Source organism: Halomonas sp. GFAJ-1, from assembly GCF_000236625.2.
Taxonomy (GTDB): domain Bacteria; phylum Pseudomonadota; class Gammaproteobacteria; order Pseudomonadales; family Halomonadaceae; genus Vreelandella.
Genome location: NZ_AHBC01000035.1, coordinates 37,880 through 55,910 on the forward strand (window position 1 = coordinate 37,880; position 18,031 = coordinate 55,910).

At 55.8% G+C, this 18,031-nt stretch carries 20 protein-coding genes; 9 read left to right on the forward strand and 11 right to left on the reverse strand.

The window, feature by feature from the left end; genetic code table 11:
- Positions 1-23: 23 nt before the first annotated feature.
- From glnE to trmB, 5 genes are all read right to left on the reverse strand, one after another.
- Positions 24-3,023 (reverse strand): bifunctional [glutamate--ammonia ligase]-adenylyl-L-tyrosine phosphorylase/[glutamate--ammonia-ligase] adenylyltransferase, encoded by a 3,000-nt coding sequence (gene glnE / locus MOY_RS09665; RefSeq protein ID WP_009099136.1) that lies wholly within the window; start codon positions 3,021-3,023, stop codon positions 24-26.
- 50 nt (positions 3,024-3,073) lie between these two features.
- Entirely contained in the window at positions 3,074-3,445 is a 372-nt protein-coding gene (locus MOY_RS09670; protein ID WP_009099138.1) for a diacylglycerol kinase, read from the reverse strand.
- 31 nt (positions 3,446-3,476) lie between these two features.
- Entirely contained in the window at positions 3,477-4,910 is a 1,434-nt protein-coding gene (gene dacB, locus MOY_RS09675; protein ID WP_035540546.1) for a D-alanyl-D-alanine carboxypeptidase/D-alanyl-D-alanine endopeptidase, read from the reverse strand.
- Positions 4,911-5,002: 92 nt separating this feature from the next.
- Positions 5,003-5,332, reverse strand: coding sequence for a DMT family transporter (locus tag MOY_RS09680; protein ID WP_009099142.1), 330 nt, complete (start codon positions 5,330-5,332; stop codon positions 5,003-5,005).
- Positions 5,329-5,994 carry a tRNA (guanine(46)-N(7))-methyltransferase TrmB gene (gene trmB / locus MOY_RS09685; RefSeq protein ID WP_009099144.1) on the reverse strand — a complete coding sequence of 222 codons (666 nt, stop codon included), beginning with the start codon at positions 5,992-5,994 and terminating at the stop codon, positions 5,329-5,331. The genes MOY_RS09680 and trmB overlap by 4 nt, the downstream gene beginning before the upstream one ends.
- Before the next feature lie 207 nt (positions 5,995-6,201).
- Between trmB and MOY_RS09690 the strand changes: the two genes are divergently transcribed.
- The 8 genes from MOY_RS09690 to MOY_RS09725 all read left to right on the forward strand — a co-directional run bounded on the left by MOY_RS09690 (position 6,202) and on the right by MOY_RS09725 (position 14,034).
- Positions 6,202-8,085: a beta-ketoacyl synthase gene (locus tag MOY_RS09690; protein WP_009099148.1), complete on the forward strand. Its 1,884-nt coding sequence runs from the start codon at positions 6,202-6,204 to the stop codon at positions 8,083-8,085.
- The gene (gene coaD / locus MOY_RS09695) at positions 8,082-8,576 is read left to right on the forward strand and encodes a pantetheine-phosphate adenylyltransferase (RefSeq protein WP_009099150.1); all 495 of its coding nucleotides are present in this window, start codon (positions 8,082-8,084) and stop codon (positions 8,574-8,576) included. The genes MOY_RS09690 and coaD overlap by 4 nt, the downstream gene beginning before the upstream one ends.
- 72 nt (positions 8,577-8,648) lie before the next feature.
- Positions 8,649-8,897: a YfhL family 4Fe-4S dicluster ferredoxin gene (locus MOY_RS09700; protein WP_009099152.1), complete on the forward strand. Its 249-nt coding sequence runs from the start codon at positions 8,649-8,651 to the stop codon at positions 8,895-8,897.
- Between the two features lie 9 nt (positions 8,898-8,906).
- The gene (locus MOY_RS09705; RefSeq protein ID WP_035540534.1) at positions 8,907-10,208 is read left to right on the forward strand and encodes an MATE family efflux transporter; all 1,302 of its coding nucleotides are present in this window, start codon (positions 8,907-8,909) and stop codon (positions 10,206-10,208) included.
- Positions 10,209-10,364: 156 nt separating this feature from the next.
- Positions 10,365-11,675, forward strand: a complete 1,311-nt coding sequence (locus tag MOY_RS09710) for a short-chain fatty acid transporter (RefSeq protein WP_009099156.1) — start codon at positions 10,365-10,367, stop codon at positions 11,673-11,675.
- Positions 11,676-11,867: 192 nt separating this feature from the next.
- Positions 11,868-12,392, forward strand: a complete 525-nt coding sequence (locus MOY_RS09715; protein ID WP_009099158.1) for an acyl-CoA thioesterase — start codon at positions 11,868-11,870, stop codon at positions 12,390-12,392.
- Positions 12,393-12,431: 39 nt separating this feature from the next.
- The gene (locus tag MOY_RS09720; RefSeq protein ID WP_009099160.1) at positions 12,432-13,436 is read left to right on the forward strand and encodes a hypothetical protein; all 1,005 of its coding nucleotides are present in this window, start codon (positions 12,432-12,434) and stop codon (positions 13,434-13,436) included.
- Positions 13,429-14,034 (forward strand): LysE family translocator, encoded by a 606-nt coding sequence (locus tag MOY_RS09725; RefSeq protein WP_009099161.1) that lies wholly within the window; start codon positions 13,429-13,431, stop codon positions 14,032-14,034. The genes MOY_RS09720 and MOY_RS09725 overlap by 8 nt, the downstream gene beginning before the upstream one ends.
- On the opposite strand, the gene MOY_RS09730 is transcribed toward MOY_RS09725, so the two are convergent.
- Both MOY_RS09730 and MOY_RS09735 read right to left on the reverse strand, forming a co-directional pair.
- Entirely contained in the window at positions 14,031-14,399 is a 369-nt protein-coding gene (locus MOY_RS09730; RefSeq protein WP_009099163.1) for an I78 family peptidase inhibitor, read from the reverse strand. The genes MOY_RS09725 and MOY_RS09730 overlap by 4 nt on opposite strands.
- 108 nt (positions 14,400-14,507) lie before the next feature.
- Positions 14,508-14,639: an entericidin A/B family lipoprotein gene (locus tag MOY_RS09735; protein ID WP_009099165.1), complete on the reverse strand. Its 132-nt coding sequence runs from the start codon at positions 14,637-14,639 to the stop codon at positions 14,508-14,510.
- Between the two features lie 199 nt (positions 14,640-14,838).
- On the opposite strand from MOY_RS09735, the gene MOY_RS09740 reads away from it, so the two are divergent.
- The gene (locus MOY_RS09740; RefSeq protein WP_009099166.1) at positions 14,839-15,270 is read left to right on the forward strand and encodes an HIT domain-containing protein; all 432 of its coding nucleotides are present in this window, start codon (positions 14,839-14,841) and stop codon (positions 15,268-15,270) included.
- Between the two features lie 33 nt (positions 15,271-15,303).
- Here the strand turns inward: MOY_RS09740 and MOY_RS09745 are convergent, their stop codons facing one another.
- From MOY_RS09745 to MOY_RS09760, 4 genes are read right to left on the reverse strand one after another with little or no spacing between them, the layout of a single operon-like run.
- A complete protein-coding gene (locus MOY_RS09745; RefSeq protein WP_009099168.1) occupies positions 15,304-16,299 on the reverse strand; it encodes a nickel/cobalt transporter in 996 nt (331 codons plus the stop codon).
- A gap of 59 nt (positions 16,300-16,358) precedes the next feature.
- A complete protein-coding gene (locus tag MOY_RS09750; RefSeq protein WP_009099170.1) occupies positions 16,359-17,054 on the reverse strand; it encodes a DUF1007 family protein in 696 nt (231 codons plus the stop codon).
- On the reverse strand, positions 17,051-17,413 hold the full coding sequence (locus MOY_RS09755; RefSeq protein WP_035540537.1) for a hypothetical protein: 363 nt from the start codon (positions 17,411-17,413) through the stop codon (positions 17,051-17,053). Before MOY_RS09755 ends, MOY_RS09750 begins: the two co-directional genes overlap by 4 nt.
- On the reverse strand, positions 17,410-18,018 hold the full coding sequence (locus MOY_RS09760; RefSeq protein WP_035540539.1) for a hypothetical protein: 609 nt from the start codon (positions 18,016-18,018) through the stop codon (positions 17,410-17,412). Before MOY_RS09760 ends, MOY_RS09755 begins: the two co-directional genes overlap by 4 nt.
- Positions 18,019-18,031: the final 13 nt, after the last annotated feature.

Consider the following 18,031-nt stretch of genomic DNA (forward strand, 5'->3'; position numbering starts at 1 on the left):
CTTAAAAAGTGCTAGGCCGCCAATCATGTCTCTAGAAAACGCTGCCAAAGTGCAATAACAAATTCGCGCGGGTCTTTAAACTCGCCTGCTTTCACGGTGTTTTTTTCTCCCGTCAACGCGACGCGGTGGGTGCGGCTTCGGTAAGCCAGATAGGCTTCACGTAGCTGATCAGCCTCTGCTTGAGAGATATGCCCACTCGCCGAGAGGGTTTCTAAAATTCGTATATTATCGCTGTACGTAATTAGCGACGGTGTTTGATGCGCCAGCGCCAGCACGGCGTACTGGCAGAGAAACTCGATATCCACCATGCCGCCAGCGTCGTGCTTCAAGTCAAACTGCGCTGTCTCATCATCACTCGCAGCATCTGCCGTCGCCTGCCCTCTTGCCCCTGGCCCTTTCGTGCCTAAATGGTCGCGCATTTTATGGCGCATACTGACCACATCACCGCGTAGGCTTTCACGGTCTCGCTCGCGGCAAAGGATATCGCCACGCACTTTATCAAAGGCTTCTGCTAAGGCTGTGCTCCCGGCAACTACCCGGGCGCGTACCAGGGCCTGATGCTCCCAGGTCCAGGCATTTTGGCGCTGATACTCGGCGAAGGCGGCAAGCGACGTTACCAGCAACCCGGCGTTGCCTGAAGGACGTAGGCGCATGTCTACTTCGTAGAGGCTGCCAGCCGGAGTGACCGCCGTTAATAGGTGGATAATACGCTGCCCCAAGCGAGCAAAAAACACCGGCGTATCCACCGGCCTAGGGCCATCAGTACTGCCCTTACCATCGCTGTCATGGAGAAACACCAGGTCCAGATCAGAGCCGTAGCCAAGCTCAATCCCTCCTAGCTTGCCGTAGCCGATAATCAAAAACGCGGGTTCTTGAGCATTAAGCCCTTTAGGAACCCCGTGCTTACGGGTAACGTGTTTCCATGCCATGGCCAGTACCGCATCTAAAATCACTTCAGCGATATAGGTTAAGTAATCACTTACTTTCATGAGATGGCGGGTTCCCGCCACATCAGAAGCGGCAACGTGAAGCATTTGCGCGTGTTTGAATACCCGCAGCGCTTCTAGCTGAGCCTCATCATCGTCTTCCGGCAGCCGGTTTAGGGTTTGGCGCAGTTCATCGGCAAGGCGTTCTTTGTCTGCGGGGGTATAGAGCGTTTCTGGGGTGAGCAGCTCATCCAGCAGAATCGGGTAGCGGGCCAGCTGTTCGGCAATCCATGGGCTTGCCGAACACAGGCGCATTAAATGCTCAAGCGCATGGGGGTTTTCGCGCAGCAGAGCTAGGTATGCTGTGCGGCGCAACACTGACTCAATCAACGGCTGCACTCTGGCAAGCGCGGTATCCGGCGTTTCACTCTCCGCCACGGCATCCAGCAGTAGCGGCATCAGGGCATCCAGACGCTCAAAACCAATACGCTGCATGCTCTGCACTTGGCGGGAGTGGTAGAGACTATGCAGACGCTTGAGCACTTTTTCAGGCTCTTTGAAGCCAGCCTCAGCCAAGGGGGCAAGCGCTTCCTCATGCTCTAGCTCACCACGCCAGATTAAGCGCCATTGATCTAGGCTAAGGCTTGATTCGTCGCTGCCCTCTTCAACGTCCTCCTCGGGGTCAGCAATCACCGCATCAAAGTGCTGACGCACCCGCTGGCGCACTTCATCTAGCTGTGCCACTAGCCCTGGCCAATCTTCATGCCCCATGGCGAAGGCCACGCGCTCCCGGTCAACGTCATCGGTTGGCAGCATTTGGGTTTGGCGGTCTTCGAGTGCCTGGAGAACATGCTCCACATCCCGCAGGAAGGCGTAATCCGGCAGCAGTTCGTCGACCACGCCTTGAGGTAATAGCCCTAATGCCGGAAGGCGGTTCAGCGCTGTTTTTAGCGAACTCACCTGAAGCTCGGTATCCCGGCCGCCGCGAATAAGCTGGAACGCCTGAACCACGAACTCTACCTCACGTATGCCGCCCGGCCCCAGCTTGATATTGCTCTGCATACCTTTGCGCTTAACTTCGCGATTAATCATCGCTTTTAGCTCGCGCAGCGACTCAATCGCACCAAAATCCAGGTAGCGGCGGTAAACAAACGGCCGAAGGCTTGCTAAAAGCTCATCGCCCGCTTCTAAATCGCCGGCAACGGGGCGCGCTTTTAGCATGGCGTAGCGCTCCCACTCCCTGCCCTGGTCTTGATAGTAGCTGGAGAGCATGGAGAAACTACCCACTAAGGGACCGCCATCGCCTAAGGGGCGCAGACGCATGTCGACTCGAAAGACAAAACCGTCGGCAGTCATGGCATCCAGCGCGGCGATCAAGCGCTGCCCAAGCTTGGTGAAGTACTCCTGATGCGCTAGGGGCTTACGCCCCCCTTCGGTTTCGCCTTTTTCGGGGAATGCGAAAATCAGGTCGATATCCGAGGATAAATTCAGCTCACCGGCCCCTAACTTACCCATCCCCAGCACCACCAGCCGCTGGGGGTCGCCGTCATTCCGTGGGGCTGGCAGCCCCCAACGTGGCGCGTAGAAGTGCTCTAGCCACGCCAACGCGGCTTCAATACAGACTTCCGCTAACCACGATACTGATTGGGCGGTATCCCACATGCTATAGCCAGCGGGGCGATTAAGGTCGCGCCAAACAATACCCAGCATTCGGGCACGACGAAAACGGCGAATAACGCCGTGCATCGCCTCTTCATCGTCAGCATTTTCCAGCGCTTCTTCCAACCAGCGCGCCTGGGCATCTTTACTCGGTGCAGCATCAAGCTCACCGGCAACGTCCAGCTCCACCAGCCAGTGAGGAAAGCGCGTTAAGGTGTCTAAGGCAAATGTCGATACGCTAAGTACCTTGGCAAGGGCTTCCCGACGTGGCACAGAAAGCGCCTCCCAGATGCTAGAGGGCAGCGGCTGCTTGGTCATTTCCGCCACATTATCTGCTTGACTCAGGGACTCACTCAGCCGTTGCCACGCTTTTTGTGCAATCGGCTTAAGCGGCGACGGCAGCACTTCTCTAGGTAAAAACGCATCGTTCAATTGCATAACTACCTCGCTAACAAGCGTTTTAAATTATTATTTAAACTATCAAAACCTTAGCCAAAGAATTTCTGCCAGCCAAGCACGCCCCATGTTAGCCCCGCCATTATCAGCGAAAGCATCACCGCTGCAGAGCCTATATCCTTCGCCCGCCCTGAAAGTTCATGATGCTCGGTCCCTATACGGTCGACCACGTTTTCAACGGCGCTATTAAGCAGCTCCACTATCAGTACCAGAAACAGGCTGCCTACCAGCAGCAGCCAACTGATTGACGTGTCTGCGATCCACCACGCTAAAGGTAGTAATACGGCAGTAATCACTACCTCTTGACGAAAGGCGGTTTCGTTTCTAAATGCGGCTTTAAGGCCTTTCCACGAATAGCGTGTGGAATGCATTAAATGGGTTAACCCGGTATGCCTTGGCTTCATGCACGCTCCCCACCCTGCAAATAATTCATCATTAGTTAGCCAGTATCATTGCGTCCAAATCCAGCGACAGTGGGTCGAGCACCTCAGACCAACTAAGATAAGGGGTGCTACCACTGCCGTTCACTAACACAGTAAAAACGCCCCATCGCCCCTGGGCGGTACGGAAATACCCAGCAATGGCACGCACCGCAAAGGGTTGGTTTAGCGTACCGGTTTTAACCATAACGTTGTTCTGGAAGGTCGGTGAGCCTCGGCGTATAAAACGCATTACGCCGTTGGCAGGGGATTGAAAAGACGCCACAAAGCTTGGGAACAGCGCGCTTTGGTGAAACATATCCTCCAACATCACGTTCACGCCTTGGGCCGAGGTGCGGTTGTCGGTGGTTAAACCGCTGCCGCTGGAAAACGTCAGTGGGCCGTGCCCTGGCAAGCTCTGGGCGTAGGCTTCGATGGCTTGCCCCGCTTGCCGCAGCTGTGCCTGGGGTGTTTCCACTAAGTTAAGCGCCAGCACGTCGGCCATGTAGTTATTGGAGTAGTTCATGGTGCGCAGCAGCAGTTCCTGCAGCGGCATACTATCCACCGCCGCTAAACGCTGCGCGCCGGCGGGCCGCGTGCTGCTGACCCGCCAAGGGTCGCGTACCGTAATTCCCGCCTGGTTTAGCATGCTCAGCAGTACTTGGGCGGTTTTTTCTGCAGCGTCCCCTGCACCACGGTAGACATCCCTGGCAGCAGCATTGGTCGAGATTTGCCCCGTCAGGCGCATCACATCGCCGCGCTCATCGGTAATACGTTCAGCGCTAATTTCCGTACCGCTATTGGCTGGCCGCGTCACCACTTGATTATCGATCGCAATCAACGGTTGCGGGCTGTCACATAGCCCCACACGGGCGGGCTCTCCTGCGCTATTAGCCGGCGCTACATTGACACACCAGGTGCCAAAGTTAACCCCAGCAGAGGTAAGCGGAGCACTGTAAGCATTCGCTACCCGGGTACGCGCGTTACAGCGGTCGGTGGTAAGGCACTCCACTGGGCCAAAGCGCCACTGACTAATCACCAGCGCACCGTCAACTTCGCGCACCCCAGAAAGCTGAAGGCGCTGCACAAGGCGCCATAAATCCTCTGTGGTCAGGCCAGGGTCACCGCCGCCTTCAAATACAAGGTCGCCGCGCAGCACGCCGCTATCAACAGTGCCCGCGCTCACCAGTTGGCTGGTAAAGCGGTGTTGAGGGCCATAGCGATTAAGCGCCGCTGCCGCCAGATACGCTTTAGTAACCGACGCGGGAGAGAGCTGACGTTCGGGGTTAAGGCTTCCCAGCAAGTCATTACTGCCGGCATCCACATCTAGTAGGCGTGCTTCAGCACTGATCGAAAAGCCTTTATTTTGCAGCTGACCTAAGCGGCTAAAGTCGGCAAAAAGCGCGCTACTAACACCCAAGGTAGCGGTGGCGACGCTGGCTACAATCATCGCCCGCAGCCAGCCCGCAGGTGAAGTACGCGAGCGTTTAGCTCGGCTCTTAACACGGTATTTACCCATACAGTACGTCACGTTCAGCTACCTCAATGCACGTTCATTTTGGAGAAAACTTGCAGCGTGACCACACCGGCCACAATCAGACTAATGCCAATGACTGCAGGTAAATCAGGTTTTTCACCGAAGGCCACTATGCCTACCAGGGTAACCAGCACAATCCCCAGGCCCGCCCAAATGGCGTAGGCAATACCCACCGGCAGTGTTCGTAGTACTAAACTCAGTAGATAAAACGCTACGCCGTAGCCTACCACTACTAGCAGGCTAGGGAGGGGGCGTGTGAACCCCATTGATGCTTTTAGCGCGCTGGTTGCCATCACCTCTGCCATGATCGCCAGCGTTAGAAACACAAAGGTCATGTCCGCTCCAGTTCAATGCATAAACGCCATAGCGCTTGACCACTTTGATCGTACTTGGCTTCAAAAGGGGTCAAATAGTCACCGTTGGGGGAAAACACACTAACCGCTGCCTGTCGTCCCGTCACTTGAGCCACCGCCAGGGCGAACTCTTCTACATAAAGCGGCCAGTTAGAACGCACTTCCAACGCGCCGCCTAGCGCCAACAAGGTAGGTAACACGGGGTGCCCGTGCCAGCGCATTTTTAAGTGTGCCGCTTTCGGGTAAGGGTTGGGATAAAGCAGGTAGTGGCGCTCAGGCGCCCAACCTGCCCGCTCGGCCAAGCGCCAAAAGTCGACTAAATCCGCCCGCACCAACCGCGCATTAGCGGGCAAGTCACCGTGGTCACGCCCTAGGCGATCCTCGCTACGGTCAACACCAATAACAGCATGCTGGGGAAAGCGTTCAGCCAAACGGCGGGTGGATAACCCGACACCGCAGCCTGCGTCTAAAATCAGCGGCGCTTGACGCTGTTGATACCAGGCTTGAACCTCTTCAAACGCTTGCTGGGTATGGGCTGCAATGGGTTTGCGCAGCGGGTTCGCCAGCGCACGGGCCACTCGACGAGTCAAATCGTGATGCGGGCCTGGCTGATTAGAAACTACCGGTCGCGAATTATGCTGCATGCCACCCCCTGCTGGAAAAGGCGTGATTCTAGCAGTCTCCGGCGCGTCCGGCATGACGCCGTTGCACGCCCGGTGCTATGATCACTCTCGAGCTACTTATTAAGTGTGAATGAACAGCTTTTCGGTTGTGCATTTGCCAATAACTGTTACTAACAACCACCGCACCACGAGGAACCCGGCTTGTCACACTTACCGGTGATTGTCGGCATGGGCGGCATCAATCCCGCCGGCAGAACCTCGGGCCACCAGGCCTTCCGCCGCACCGTACTTGATGCTCTTCCAGCTGACCAGCAGCGCCAAACATTGGAAGGCTTGGCAGCGCTTATGCGCCTTGCTGAACATTCTGAGAACGGTTGGCAAGACAGTACAGGCCAGCCCCTAAACGACCCAGCGCTTACGCTGCGCGAGCAGGTGCTTAACCACACCCTGATCCGCCGCAATGAAGACCCGCGCTTTCTCGCACCCGGCTTACCTGCCAACCGCCCGGCAAGCATGGTGCTAGCAGAGCCGCTGCGCTTCACGCTGCGCCGACGTCAGCTTCCCGAAAACCTACCTGCCCACTGGCAAATAACGGATATTGATGCTCGGGAAGTCGAAGTGACCGTGCCCGCAGGAACGCTTGACGTACTGCTGCCCGATGCCCATGAGCCCAAAGTACGCGCCGCCGCGCAACTGCCCAGTGGCTTTGATCCCGCAAGCCTTTACCGCAGCGTGCACCACCCTCGTGGGCTATCGATGGCCGTATTTGGCGCCAGCGACTGCCTAGGCGCCAGCGGGCTATCGTGGGAAGACCTACGCCAGCAGCTAAACCCCGACCATATTGCGGTATATGCCGGCAACTCCATTGGCCAGCTAGATGACCAAGGTTGGGGTGGACTGCTAAAAAGTTTGGTCAGTGGCCAGCGCGCCACTTCCAAGCAGATGCCACTGGGCTATGGTCAGATGCCCGCCGACTTCCTCAATGCCTATGTACTCGGCAGCGTAGGCAGTACTGGCGCAGCGTTGGGTGCCTGTGCCAGTTTTCTTTATAACCTGCGCTTGGGCATTGATGACATTCGCTCAGGCCGCCGACGGGTGGTGATGGTCGGCACAGCCGACGCGCCGATTACGCCTGAAATCATTGAAGGTTTCCGTGCAATGGGGGCGCTGGCGGATGACGCAAGCCTCAAAGCCCTGGACGCGTTGGAGCTACTCACCGATGCTGACTACCAGCGCGCCTGCCGTCCATTTGCCCGCAACTGCGGCTTTACCATGGCGGAAGCTAGCCAGTTCGTGCTGCTAATGGACGACGCGCTTGCCCTTGAGCTAGGCGCAGACATTTTAGGCGCCGTGCCAGATGTCTTCGTCAATGCCGACGGCTTTAAGCGCTCAATCTCTGCGCCCGGCATTGGCAACTACATCACCTTGGGCAAAGCCGTCGCATTAGTGAAAGACATGCTAGGGGATAAAGCACTCAAAGAGCGCACCTTTCTGCACGCACACGGCACTAGCACGCCGAAAAACCGCGTAACCGAATCCCACGTGCTTGATGAAATCGCTCGGGCTAATGGCATAAGCGATTGGCCAATTGTGGCGATTAAAGCGTTTATCGGCCACTCTCAAGGCTCTGCGGCGGGTGACCAGTTGGCAAGCGCGCTGGGCAGTTTTGCCCACGGCTTGCTACCGGGCATTCCAACGCTGGATGCGGTGGCCGACGATGTTTACGCCGACCGGCTGCGGCTCTCCACTACCCCTCAAGCGTTTAAGGCGGATGCAGCCTTTATTAATGCCAAAGGGTTTGGTGGCAACAATGCAACCGGCGTTGTGTTATCGCCTGAAGTCACCGAGCGGCTACTGACTAAGCGCCATGGCAGCGCTGCCATTGATGCCTGGAAGACCCGGCGCGAGACGGTAAGAGCCAACGCAGCTGCCTATTTGGCCCAGGCAGATAAGGGGCACTTCGCCCCCCGCTACCAATTCGGCGAGGCCGTACTAGAAGGCCCTGAGCTTGAGATCCACGCCGACCGCATTCATATCCCAGGCTATGCTCAGGCGGTTTCGCTTACCGCTGACAACCCTTTCGGCCAGCTTGACGAGGAGGCACCGGAATGATCGCCCAACGCGTTAATATCGCGGTCTACCCAGGCACCTTTGACCCCATTACCAATGGCCACTTCGACCTGATTGAGCGCGGCGCGCGGATGTTCGATAAGGTCGTTATCGCTGTGGCCGAAAGCCCTGGCAAACGGCCTAGCCTAGACCTTGAGGCGCGTATTACGCTGGCCAGAACCGTCTGCGCGTCGCTGCCTAACGTGGAGGTCATCGGCTTTTCATCACTGTTGACCACCATGATGCACGAGCAAGGGGCGACAATTATTCTGCGCGGCCTCCGCGCGGTCTCAGACTTTGAGTACGAACTGCAGCTGGCGAATATGAACCGCGCCCAAAACCCCGAGCTTGAGAGCGTATTTCTCACCCCGGCGGTAGAGAACTCGTATATCTCGTCGACCATCGTGCGAGAAATCGCCAAGCTGGGCGGCGATATTTCACCGCTGGTTCACCCGCAGGTCGCAGAGGCGCTGCGTAAGCATTACACTACATAGCTATCGACATTGTTGAGTAAAACACTCGGGTATTGGCCTACCCGAGTAGCCAGCCATTCGTGAGGTATGCCCATGGCCCTGATGATCACCGACGAATGCATTAACTGCGACGTCTGCGAGCCCGAATGCCCCAATGACGCGATTTCTCAAGGCGAAGAGATTTACGTCATCGACCCGAACCTGTGCACCGAGTGCGTGGGGCACTTTGATGAGCCGCAGTGCCAACAAGTCTGCCCGGTAGACTGTATTCCCCTGGATCCAGAACGCGCCGAGACCCAAGAGCAGCTAATGGAGAAGTACCGCATTATCACCGCTGCCTAACGCCGCCTCGTGCGTATTTGGACCCTCGCCTGGCCAATCATCCTCTCCAATATCACCGTCCCCCTACTGGGGCTGGTGGATACCGCCGTGGTTGGGCATCTGCCCGACTCGCGCTATCTCGCCGGGGTCACCCTCGGCGCTACGCTATTTAGCTTCCTCTATTGGGGCTTTGGCTTTTTACGCATGGGCACAACGGGGCTGGTCGCCCAGGCCATAGGCCGCGAAAGCGACAGTGATGTGCGCAACCTACTAGGTCAATCGCTGATCATGGCGGGTGTTATTGGCACACTACTCATCGTACTGGGTTCGCCGCTTATTTCGTTAGGACTTTGGCTGCTAGACGGCAGCGAAGCAGCAACACCGCTGGCCCGGGAGTATGCCGAAATCCGCCTATGGTCAGCGCCAGCAGTGCTGGCTAACTACGCGATTTTGGGCTGGTTTTTAGGCCAGCAGAACTCTCGAGTCACGCTGATGATTTTGCTGCTCACCAACAGCGTTAATATCGTGCTCGACCTATGGTTTGTGATCGGGCTAGGCATGACCAGCAACGGTGTTGCGCTGGCCAGTGTGATTGCTGATTATAGCGCCCTCGCGTTTGGCGCCGTTTTAGTGCTGCACCAGCTGGGGCATTTAGAGGGCACCTTTCAGCGCCAGCGGCTGCTGGTGCTATCGGCTTACTCGGCGCTGTTCAACGTCAACGCTAACCTCTTTGTGCGCACCCTAGGCCTTTTGTTTGCCATGGCCTTCTTTACCGCCCAGGGAGCGCGCCAGGGCGACACGGTGCTCGCCGCCAACGCCGTACTGCTGCAGTTTATTATGCTCACCAGCTATGCACTGGATGGCTTTGCCCACGCAGCAGAGTCCTTGGTGGGCCGCGACTACGGGCGGCGCAACTGGCAGGCGTTTGCCAACACGGTGCGTGCTACCGCCCGATTCTCTTTCTGGACCGCCGCCGTAGCAACGCTGGCCTTCGCCGTAGGCGGTAACGCCCTCATTGCACTGCTCACAGGGCTCGACGAGGTTCGTAGCACTGCGGCTATTTACTTACCCTGGATGGTCGCCATGCCCCTACTGGCCGTATGGAGTTACTTGCTTGACGGGGTATTTATCGGCACCTCTGCCGTGCGTGAAATGCGCAACAGCATTTTCATTGGCCTGGCTATTTACCTGCCTACCTGGTGGTTGACCCAGGGGCTAGGCAACCACGGCCTTTGGCTCGCCTTCACCCTCTTTACCTTGGCGCGCTCTGCCGTGCTTATCGGCTATTATTGCCACTATCGTCAGACTCGCTGGCGCGCGGAATCCCCTTAATTAAGCGACCGTTGAAGCCTGCAACGCTCGCTCGGCTCTGACTGCGCTAACGTAATTTTAGGCGCCGGTGTATGCTGCCCAGCGAGAGATGAAAAACACGGCACGCCCACGTATATTAGCGTCGCACTTCCTAATAACGATTATAGCGAGCATCCCATGCTAAAATTCATATCCAAGCCAGCGGTTAAACTGGTCGAGCGCTATTTGCCTGACCCCTATATTTTTGTACTGATATTAACGCTGATCGCAGCGGTTGCTGCCATTGCCGTAGAGCGCCAGACACCCTTGGCCGTTCTGCGCATGTGGGGCGACGGTTTTTGGAACCTACTCACCTTCTCCATGCAGATGCTGCTGGTGTTAGTGACAGGCTTTATGCTGGCCAGCTCCCCCCCTATCAAACGCTTTCTGCAAAAAATTGCCAGCACCGCAAAAAGCCCGGGTGGCGCTATTATCTTAGTCACCCTGGTGTCGCTTGCTGCCAGCTGGATTAACTGGGGTTTTGGGCTGGTGGTCGGTGCCCTGTTTGCGAAAGAGTTGGCCCGCGTGATTCGCGTCGACTACCGCTTACTGGTCGCCAGTGCGTACTCAGGTTTTGTGGTATGGCACGGCGGTCTAGCCGGTTCAGTGCCGCTCACTATCGCGACCGAGGGCCACTTCTCCGCTGACCAGATCGGGGTGATAAGCACTAGCTCCACCATTTTTGCCTTTTTTAATTTAGCCATTGTGCTTTGCTTGTTTATCGCGGTTCCGCTCGTCAACCGCATGATGCTGCCAGATGAAAAAGACAGCGTTTATATTGATACCAAGCTGCTCGACGATGAACCAGAAACGCAAGGCCGTATTACCCGTCCGGCAGAAAAGCTCGAAAACAGCATCCCGCTGGCCCTGTTAGTAGGCGTACCGGGACTGCTGTTCCTGCTTGACCACTTCTTACTACGTGACGGCGGCTTAAACCTAAACATCGTCAACTTCCTGTTTTTATTCTTAGCCATTGTGCTGCATCGTACGCCACGAAACCTGCTTAACAGCCTAAATGAAGCGATTAAAGGCGGGGCGGGTATCGTGATTCAGTTCCCGTTCTACGCTGGCATTATGGCAATTATGGTGCAGTCGGGTTTGGCACAAAGCATGTCAGAGTGGCTAGTCTCTTTTGCTACCGCCACTTCGCTGCCGTTCTGGTCGTTCCTTAGCGCCGGGATTGTTAACCTGTTTGTACCTTCCGGTGGTGGCCAGTGGGCGGTACAAGCACCGGTTATGCTACCGGCAGCGGAAGCGTTAGGGGCCGATATTTCCCGTGTTGCCATGGCCGTTGCCTGGGGTGATGCCTGGACCAACCTGCTGCAACCCTTCTGGGCGCTACCGGTACTGGCGATTGCGGGCTTAAAAGCCAAAGACATTATGGGCTTCTGCCTGATTCAGCTGTTTATTACCGGCATTATTATTTCCGTTGGCTTAGTCTGGTTCTAAGCTCTTGCTGGCAGATCTTGCTGTCAGTTTTAACGGTAAGTTCTAGATGTTAAGCACGACGTGCTAACACCTGTGGTTAGAGGTTAGAGGTTAGAGATTAGAGATTAGAGATTAGAGATTAGCTAAAACGGACCTGCCCACATCCACCGCCCGCCCAATTGGGCGGGCCTTTTCAGCCCGTAAGGTTTTTCTATGTCTGAAACGCCCAACCTTGAACATAGCGCCCTGCCCGGCCAGCATGAACTCTCCATGACCGTACTAATGACGCCGGATATGGCTAATTTCAGTGGCAAAGTGCATGGCGGTGCTATTCTTAAAAAGCTTGATGAAGTGGCCTACGCCTGCGCCAGCCGCTATTCAGGTCACTATGTGGTCACACTTTCCGTGGATCAGGTACTTTTTAAGCAGCCTATCCACGTGGGCGAACTGGTGACCTTTTTAGCCTGCGTCAACCATGTAGGGCGCTCCTCTATGGAGGTAGGGGTTAAAGTCGTGGCAGAGGATATTCGCCAGAAGCTGATTCGCCACACCAATAGCTGCTATCTCACCATGGTGGCGGTCAATGCCGACGGAAAGCCCGCCAAAGTACCGCCTTTAGCGCTGGAAACATCACTGCAAAAACTTCGCTATGACAAAGCAGCCCTGCGAAAAAAGCTGCGCAAACAGGCAGAAAAGGAAGAGCTGTTAACGCAGCAGCATCATCAGCTAAACCACTAGCCTACTGTTACCTCATTAATGCGATGACAAGGAGTCTTCATGCCCGCCAGGGAGCGCTACCCACACCTGCCTAAAGCCGTTGAGTATGCGCATATCGGCTGGGATTTTTTAATTCTTGCGGCGGTTATTATTAACCTGAGCCTGCTGCTGTTTGATTCACTGTTCCTAATTGACACGATCAACCAAGCGATCGCCTCCATTGCACCCGGTTTTCACGATTTCTACGACACAACAATTCACAGCCGCTTTACGGTTATTGATCTCTATTTTGTGGCTTTTTTTGTGGCCGACGTACTGCTGGGCTGGGCGGTAGCCATTGCCGAACGGCGCTACCACCGCTGGTTTTTCTACCCCTTTGTTCATTGGTACGACGTGCTTGGCTGTATTCCGCTAAGCGGTTTCCGCTGGCTGCGTGTCCTGAGGGTGGTGTCGCTACTGAATAGATTGCACCGACTGAGGTTAATCGACGTCACCCGCTGGAAGAGCTATCAGTTTGCCGCCAAATACTACGATATTCTGTTGGAAGAACTCTCCGATCGGATTGCCCTGCGCCTATTAGGCAATGTGCAACAGCAGATTGTTGCCAGCGACTCACTCACCGAGCAAGTCATCGACCGGGTTATCATGCCCCGTAAAGACCAGCTCATTCACGAAATTGCTCAACGTCTAGAAGGCACGGTCGGTCAAGCCTATCAACAGAATCGCACCGCCATTATGAAGGCTATTGATGACTTGGTAAGCCGCACCCTGCGGGAAAGCCCTGAAATCCAAAAGCTGCACCGCCTACCCATGGGGCAAACGGCATCCAATGCCATGCAGGCATCGCTCAGCGGGGTAGCGCAGCGCCTTGTAGATGAGCTGGCACTGGGTATTCACTCGACTGAATTCCGCCAGCTCGTTGAAAAGACTGCAGAAAGCGGCTTCGAAAGCTGGCTAACCGTCGATGAAGGCAGCGCCCACGTCACCGAGCAGGTGCTCTACGACATTATCGAGATGCTCAAAGAGCAGGTGCGTCGCCAACGCTGGAAGGGTCGTTATGAGTAACGAGTGGTTAATTCTTGGCCCTGCTGCGCTTTTTATGATGTCGATGACGCTAACGCCTGGGCCTAACAATATTATGCTAACCGCTTCGGGGGCTAACTTTGGCTTTCGGCGCACTATGCCGCATATGTGGGGTATTTTAGGCGGCTGCTTTTTGTTATTTGCCAGTATCGCACTAGGGCTCGGGGTGTTATTTGAGCGTTTCCCTCTGGTGCAAACGACCTTGCGCTGGGTGGGTAGCGCCTACTTGCTCTACCTCGCGTGGAAAATAGCCACCGCGCCGCCACCTAATCTTGAAGGGAGTCAGCGGGGAGTGCCGTTAACCTTTTGGCAGGCGGCAATGTTTCAGTTTGCTAACCCAAAGGCCTGGGTAATGGGGCTGGCGTTAATGGCGGGGTTTCTACCTGAGAGCGGCCAGCCAGTACTCAACGCACTCGTGCTGGCCGGGTTTGCGGAACTAGTGGCGCTGCCCTGCATTGCTCTATGGGCAGCCTTTGGCACGGCGATTGGACAGCGGATCAGAAGCGACGGGGCATGGCGCGCATTCAATATTTCCATGGGCCTACTCACCGCCGCTTGTGTCGTGCTAATTCTGCGTTAACCGCAGCGCAACGCTTCGATGGTATCGTCACTATCTAAGTGAATATTCAGGCGATCTTCCCGGTAGTCCATGGTGGCTACGCTGTCGGGGCGTAGCACCCGAACTTGGCGAGCACCGCTCTCGCTTTGTAGCTGAGGGACATTGGCGTCGTTAAATGGCTCGCCTATGACGTGCTTCACGACGTCACTATTGCAGCTAGCTCCATTGGTAGTTACTTCACTCTGGCCAACGGTGGGCGGAGGCGGTGCCGGCGCACTAACAGGCTCGGGCCCGCTGGCACAGGCGTTCAGTAATGAAGCCGCTAACAGCACGGCAAAGCTGCTTCCAAACCGTCTCTTCGTTGAGCCGCAAAATACGTTAACCATACATTATCTTCCTTGTTAAACCGTGGTGACCCACCGCAAAACGGGCCAGGCAATAATGCCCAGCCCGCTTTTATAGCCTTACCCTGCCTAATACCGCTATCTAGAGCATTAACTCGCTGCATCCTGAACGGCTTTTCCGCCTTCCTGTACGTCCTGTCCTGCGCCTGCCATCGTATTACAGCCCGCCAACGCACCTGCGGTGATGAGCAAAATAAAGCTGGTAGCGATGAGTTTTTTCATGGGTGTTCTCCTTAACAAGTCAGTCAGTTGACCTACCGTCAACGTAGCGAAGCTCCTTAGGCCGCGTTACCGCGTAGGAGTAATGTTAGCGTAACAGCGTTTTGCCTGTTGCGCCTAGTTTGCAGCCCTATCTTGTATCGGCGCCATAAGCAGCTGCTATGATGCTAATCATCACTTGGCTGCCTGGAGCACTACGCCTTTGGATACCTTTGATCTCGATTCACGCTTAGCGACAGATACCCTGCCCCTTGCCGACTTACCTCTGTGCCGCGCCGTGTTAATGAACGACGCCCGCTACCCCTGGGTTATTCTGATACCAAGAGTCCCATCAGTCAGCGAGGTATTTGAACTATCTAACCAAGACCAAGCGCAACTTTGGCGTGAGGCAACAGCGCTTGGTGAGGCAATGAAAGGCGCGTTTCACGGCGACAAGCTCAATATAGCCACGCTGGGCAATGTCGTCAGCCAGCTGCACCTTCATTTGGTAGTACGTTACCAAGATGATGCAAGCTGGCCTGCTCCTGTATGGGGCAACGGCACGCCTGAGCCTTATAGCTTAAACTTGCAGGGCCAGCGCCGTGAGCAGCTACTCGCTCAAATTCATGGGCTCAACGCAACGCTAAACCAATAGGCATGTCGTGTTTTGTACTGCACCACTACAACCCTAGCGGCCTAATAGCGAAGGCCCCTGCCGCGGGGCAGGGTCGTTTAACAGCGGTCCACTGGCTGGCTGGGCGGCACCTGCGAGAGAAAGCGACACGCCTAGCGCAATGATAAGAGCACCGCCCGTGAGCGCTACCCAGCCAGCCACTTTCTCGGCCACCTGCTGGCTACGCTGTTTTTGCAGGCGCTTAGCAGCCCACCCCCTGGCCACAATGCTGGCAATCGCCAAAAAGGAAACCGTGATTCCTGTTCCCAGGGACATAGCGATGACCGAAGCGACGCCTACATAGAACTGCCCTAGCAGGCTTGCCGCCCCCAGCATCAGTACTGCCCCCGTGCAGGGACGCATACCAATGGCCCCTACAGTCATAAGCGCAGTGCGCCAATCAAGCGCCTGCTGTGGCTCTATATGGTGAGCACCGCCACAGCAGTGCGCATGGTCATGGCTGTGGCGGTGGCTGTGCTCAACAGCATCATGATGACTAACTGCGTAGGCACGGCGCAGTTGCTTAATGGCTCGCCAGCATAGCCAAGCGCCTAACATTGCTACCAATATAAAGCTTGCCTGCTCTACCCATACCACGCTTCCCATGGCTTGGCGGGTAACCCAGCCCAGCCCATGTACCAGCACCGCCACCATGGCAATCGCCGTCACCCCCTGCAGTAGCGATGCAGCAAAGGAGAGCCCCAATGCCCGACGGGTGGCACCTCCATGAGAGGCTAAATAAGTTGCCAATACTGCTTTACCATGCCCCGGCCCCGCCGCGTGAAAGACGCCGTAAGCGAAGCTAACTCCCAGCAACGATAGCCAGGTAGCCGTGGTAGGTGTGCGGGAAAGTTCGGTAATCGCCAACGTTAAGCTACGGTGTAAATCCCGCTGCCAAGACAGCAGTTGAAAACTGGCACCCTGAAAATTGCTCTGCACGACAAAAACAATCAGCGCTGCCCCTAAAAGGCCAAGCGCTACCCATATAATGCGGTGCCGCGTTAATGGCATCACACCCTCCAGCAAATGTTATAAAGTAACACTTTATACACGACTCCCCCTGCCACTGGCTAGGGGCAAATGACGCGTCCTGTTTCGGCAAAGTGCCTGCCCAATCCTGGCTCTGCTTGCTCATCAACATCGAGCAGCGCCGCCTGCATCACCAGCTCTGGGTCAGGGTCTGCAGGTATGATAGTTAACTCGCAGCTTGGCTCTCCGTGCAGGATGAGCGCCTGCTTAGAAGGAGAGCCGTCCTCCTCGTCATGCACTACTTCAAGGTAGTAGGTAGGGTCAAACACTTGGTACTCAAGCGTATGGCCCGCTAGCGGCTGAGGCGAGGACAAGGGCAAAATGAACATAAAGGTTAAGCGGCCATCGCGCTCCAGCGCTGTATATTCAGTTACCTCTCCTAGAGACTGGCGCTTGCCATCAATACGCACTTCAGTGAAGTAATGCTGTTGAGCTAGGTTATTGCGAATTTCACTACCTAACTGGTCAAGCCCCTGCGCAAGATCCGCTCCCTGCACCTGCTGAAGCTCTTCAAACACCACCAAACTGTAGAAAGGATCCATTTGCCACGTTTGATGCAGAGCGCTCACTACTCCCTGATCATCGGTGACCACCCGCACATTTAGATCTATCCAACCGTGAGGGTGGGCTAACACGCTTGGGCTTATACAGAGTCCAGCAAAGCCAATGGCTAACGCGCCACGCCAGGCGCGTCCTTTACTTTTTAGATCGGTAAGCCTGGGTGTTACTGCTGTCACGGTGCTTCTCCCAACTTATTCTGTAGCTCGACTAGCCATGGATCCAACAAGTAGGGCGGCAGCGGTTGGTTTCCCCGCAGGGCTGAGACGCGTACCCGGCTGCCGCCACCCTCTTCGCTAACCTGGAGCTGTAATCGGTACTCCGGCCAGCGGGCAAGGGAGGCTTCCGCACGCCCTAAGGCTAAATCCGCATGCCTGACCACATACCCTTGGGTCATCATCAGCTCTACGGCCTGACGAAATGTCTGCTCTGTTGACGCAGCGTAACGAAGCTCTCGGGTTTCAGCCGGTTGTTGGGTAGCGCAGCCAGCCAACACCAGCAGGGCACTGACGATTAACATACAGCGAAGTCTCTTCATGGCGCGCTCTCAATGCTAGAGGATTGCGATAGCGCTGCCTGGAAGCGCTGGCAAAAATCATTGTTACTAGCGCTATAGGACTCGCGAAGATCCCTTAAGTGATCATAACGGCGAATATCCCGCGAAATGCGCACATAACCGTCATTTACTAACAGCGAAACCCGCTCGACTTCAACCGGCCGCTGGCCGACGCCACCACCAAACCCTGTCCCAACCCCTAAACCGATGCTGGAACCGCCACGCCCACCCAACCCGATACCTCCAAATACCCGCATGCCACGCCCGTACCCATAGGCGTTATCGTAAGGATCGTAATAACCAATCAGGTCTCGCTGGCGACTAGCACTTACTAGCCCCAAATGGATATCCGTAGAAGCAAGCTCAAAGCCCCACGCTTCCAACACTGCAACACTTTGGGCCAGCACTTCTTGCGCCAACGCCTCATGATCCTGCCCGTTCCCTGTTGCCTGTGGCACTGCTGCCGAGCCTACAGGAAAGTAACACGATGCCGCTGGGGCAGGATCGGCTTGTGGCAGCCGATCAGGTAGGGTCTGACAGCCCACCAACAGCAGCAGACAACTCATACCCAGAGTAAGTATCTTCATGTTAGTTCCTCTA

Bases quoted from the DNA above. Each gene is read 5' to 3' on its own strand.
- glnE (WP_009099136.1), bottom strand. From the start codon at position 3,023: ATGCAATTGAACGATGCGTTTTTACCTAGAGAAGTGCTGCCGTCGCCG.
- MOY_RS09670 (WP_009099138.1), bottom strand. From the start codon at position 3,445: ATGAAGCCAAGGCATACCGGGTTAACCCATTTAATGCATTCCACACGC.
- dacB (WP_035540546.1), bottom strand. From the start codon at position 4,910: ATGATTGTAGCCAGCGTCGCCACCGCTACCTTGGGTGTTAGTAGCGCG.
- MOY_RS09680 (WP_009099142.1), bottom strand. From the start codon at position 5,332: ATGACCTTTGTGTTTCTAACGCTGGCGATCATGGCAGAGGTGATGGCA.
- trmB (WP_009099144.1), bottom strand. From the start codon at position 5,994: ATGCAGCATAATTCGCGACCGGTAGTTTCTAATCAGCCAGGCCCGCAT.
- MOY_RS09690 (WP_009099148.1), top strand. From the start codon at position 6,202: ATGGGCGGCATCAATCCCGCCGGCAGAACCTCGGGCCACCAGGCCTTC.
- coaD (WP_009099150.1), top strand. From the start codon at position 8,082: ATGATCGCCCAACGCGTTAATATCGCGGTCTACCCAGGCACCTTTGAC.
- MOY_RS09700 (WP_009099152.1), top strand. From the start codon at position 8,649: ATGGCCCTGATGATCACCGACGAATGCATTAACTGCGACGTCTGCGAG.
- MOY_RS09710 (WP_009099156.1), top strand. From the start codon at position 10,365: ATGCTAAAATTCATATCCAAGCCAGCGGTTAAACTGGTCGAGCGCTAT.
- MOY_RS09715 (WP_009099158.1), top strand. From the start codon at position 11,868: ATGTCTGAAACGCCCAACCTTGAACATAGCGCCCTGCCCGGCCAGCAT.
- MOY_RS09720 (WP_009099160.1), top strand. From the start codon at position 12,432: ATGCCCGCCAGGGAGCGCTACCCACACCTGCCTAAAGCCGTTGAGTAT.
- MOY_RS09725 (WP_009099161.1), top strand. From the start codon at position 13,429: ATGAGTAACGAGTGGTTAATTCTTGGCCCTGCTGCGCTTTTTATGATG.
- MOY_RS09730 (WP_009099163.1), bottom strand. From the start codon at position 14,399: ATGGTTAACGTATTTTGCGGCTCAACGAAGAGACGGTTTGGAAGCAGC.
- MOY_RS09735 (WP_009099165.1), bottom strand. From the start codon at position 14,639: ATGAAAAAACTCATCGCTACCAGCTTTATTTTGCTCATCACCGCAGGT.
- MOY_RS09745 (WP_009099168.1), bottom strand. From the start codon at position 16,299: ATGCCATTAACGCGGCACCGCATTATATGGGTAGCGCTTGGCCTTTTA.
- MOY_RS09755 (WP_035540537.1), bottom strand. From the start codon at position 17,413: ATGAAGAGACTTCGCTGTATGTTAATCGTCAGTGCCCTGCTGGTGTTG.
- MOY_RS09760 (WP_035540539.1), bottom strand. From the start codon at position 18,018: ATGAAGATACTTACTCTGGGTATGAGTTGTCTGCTGCTGTTGGTGGGC.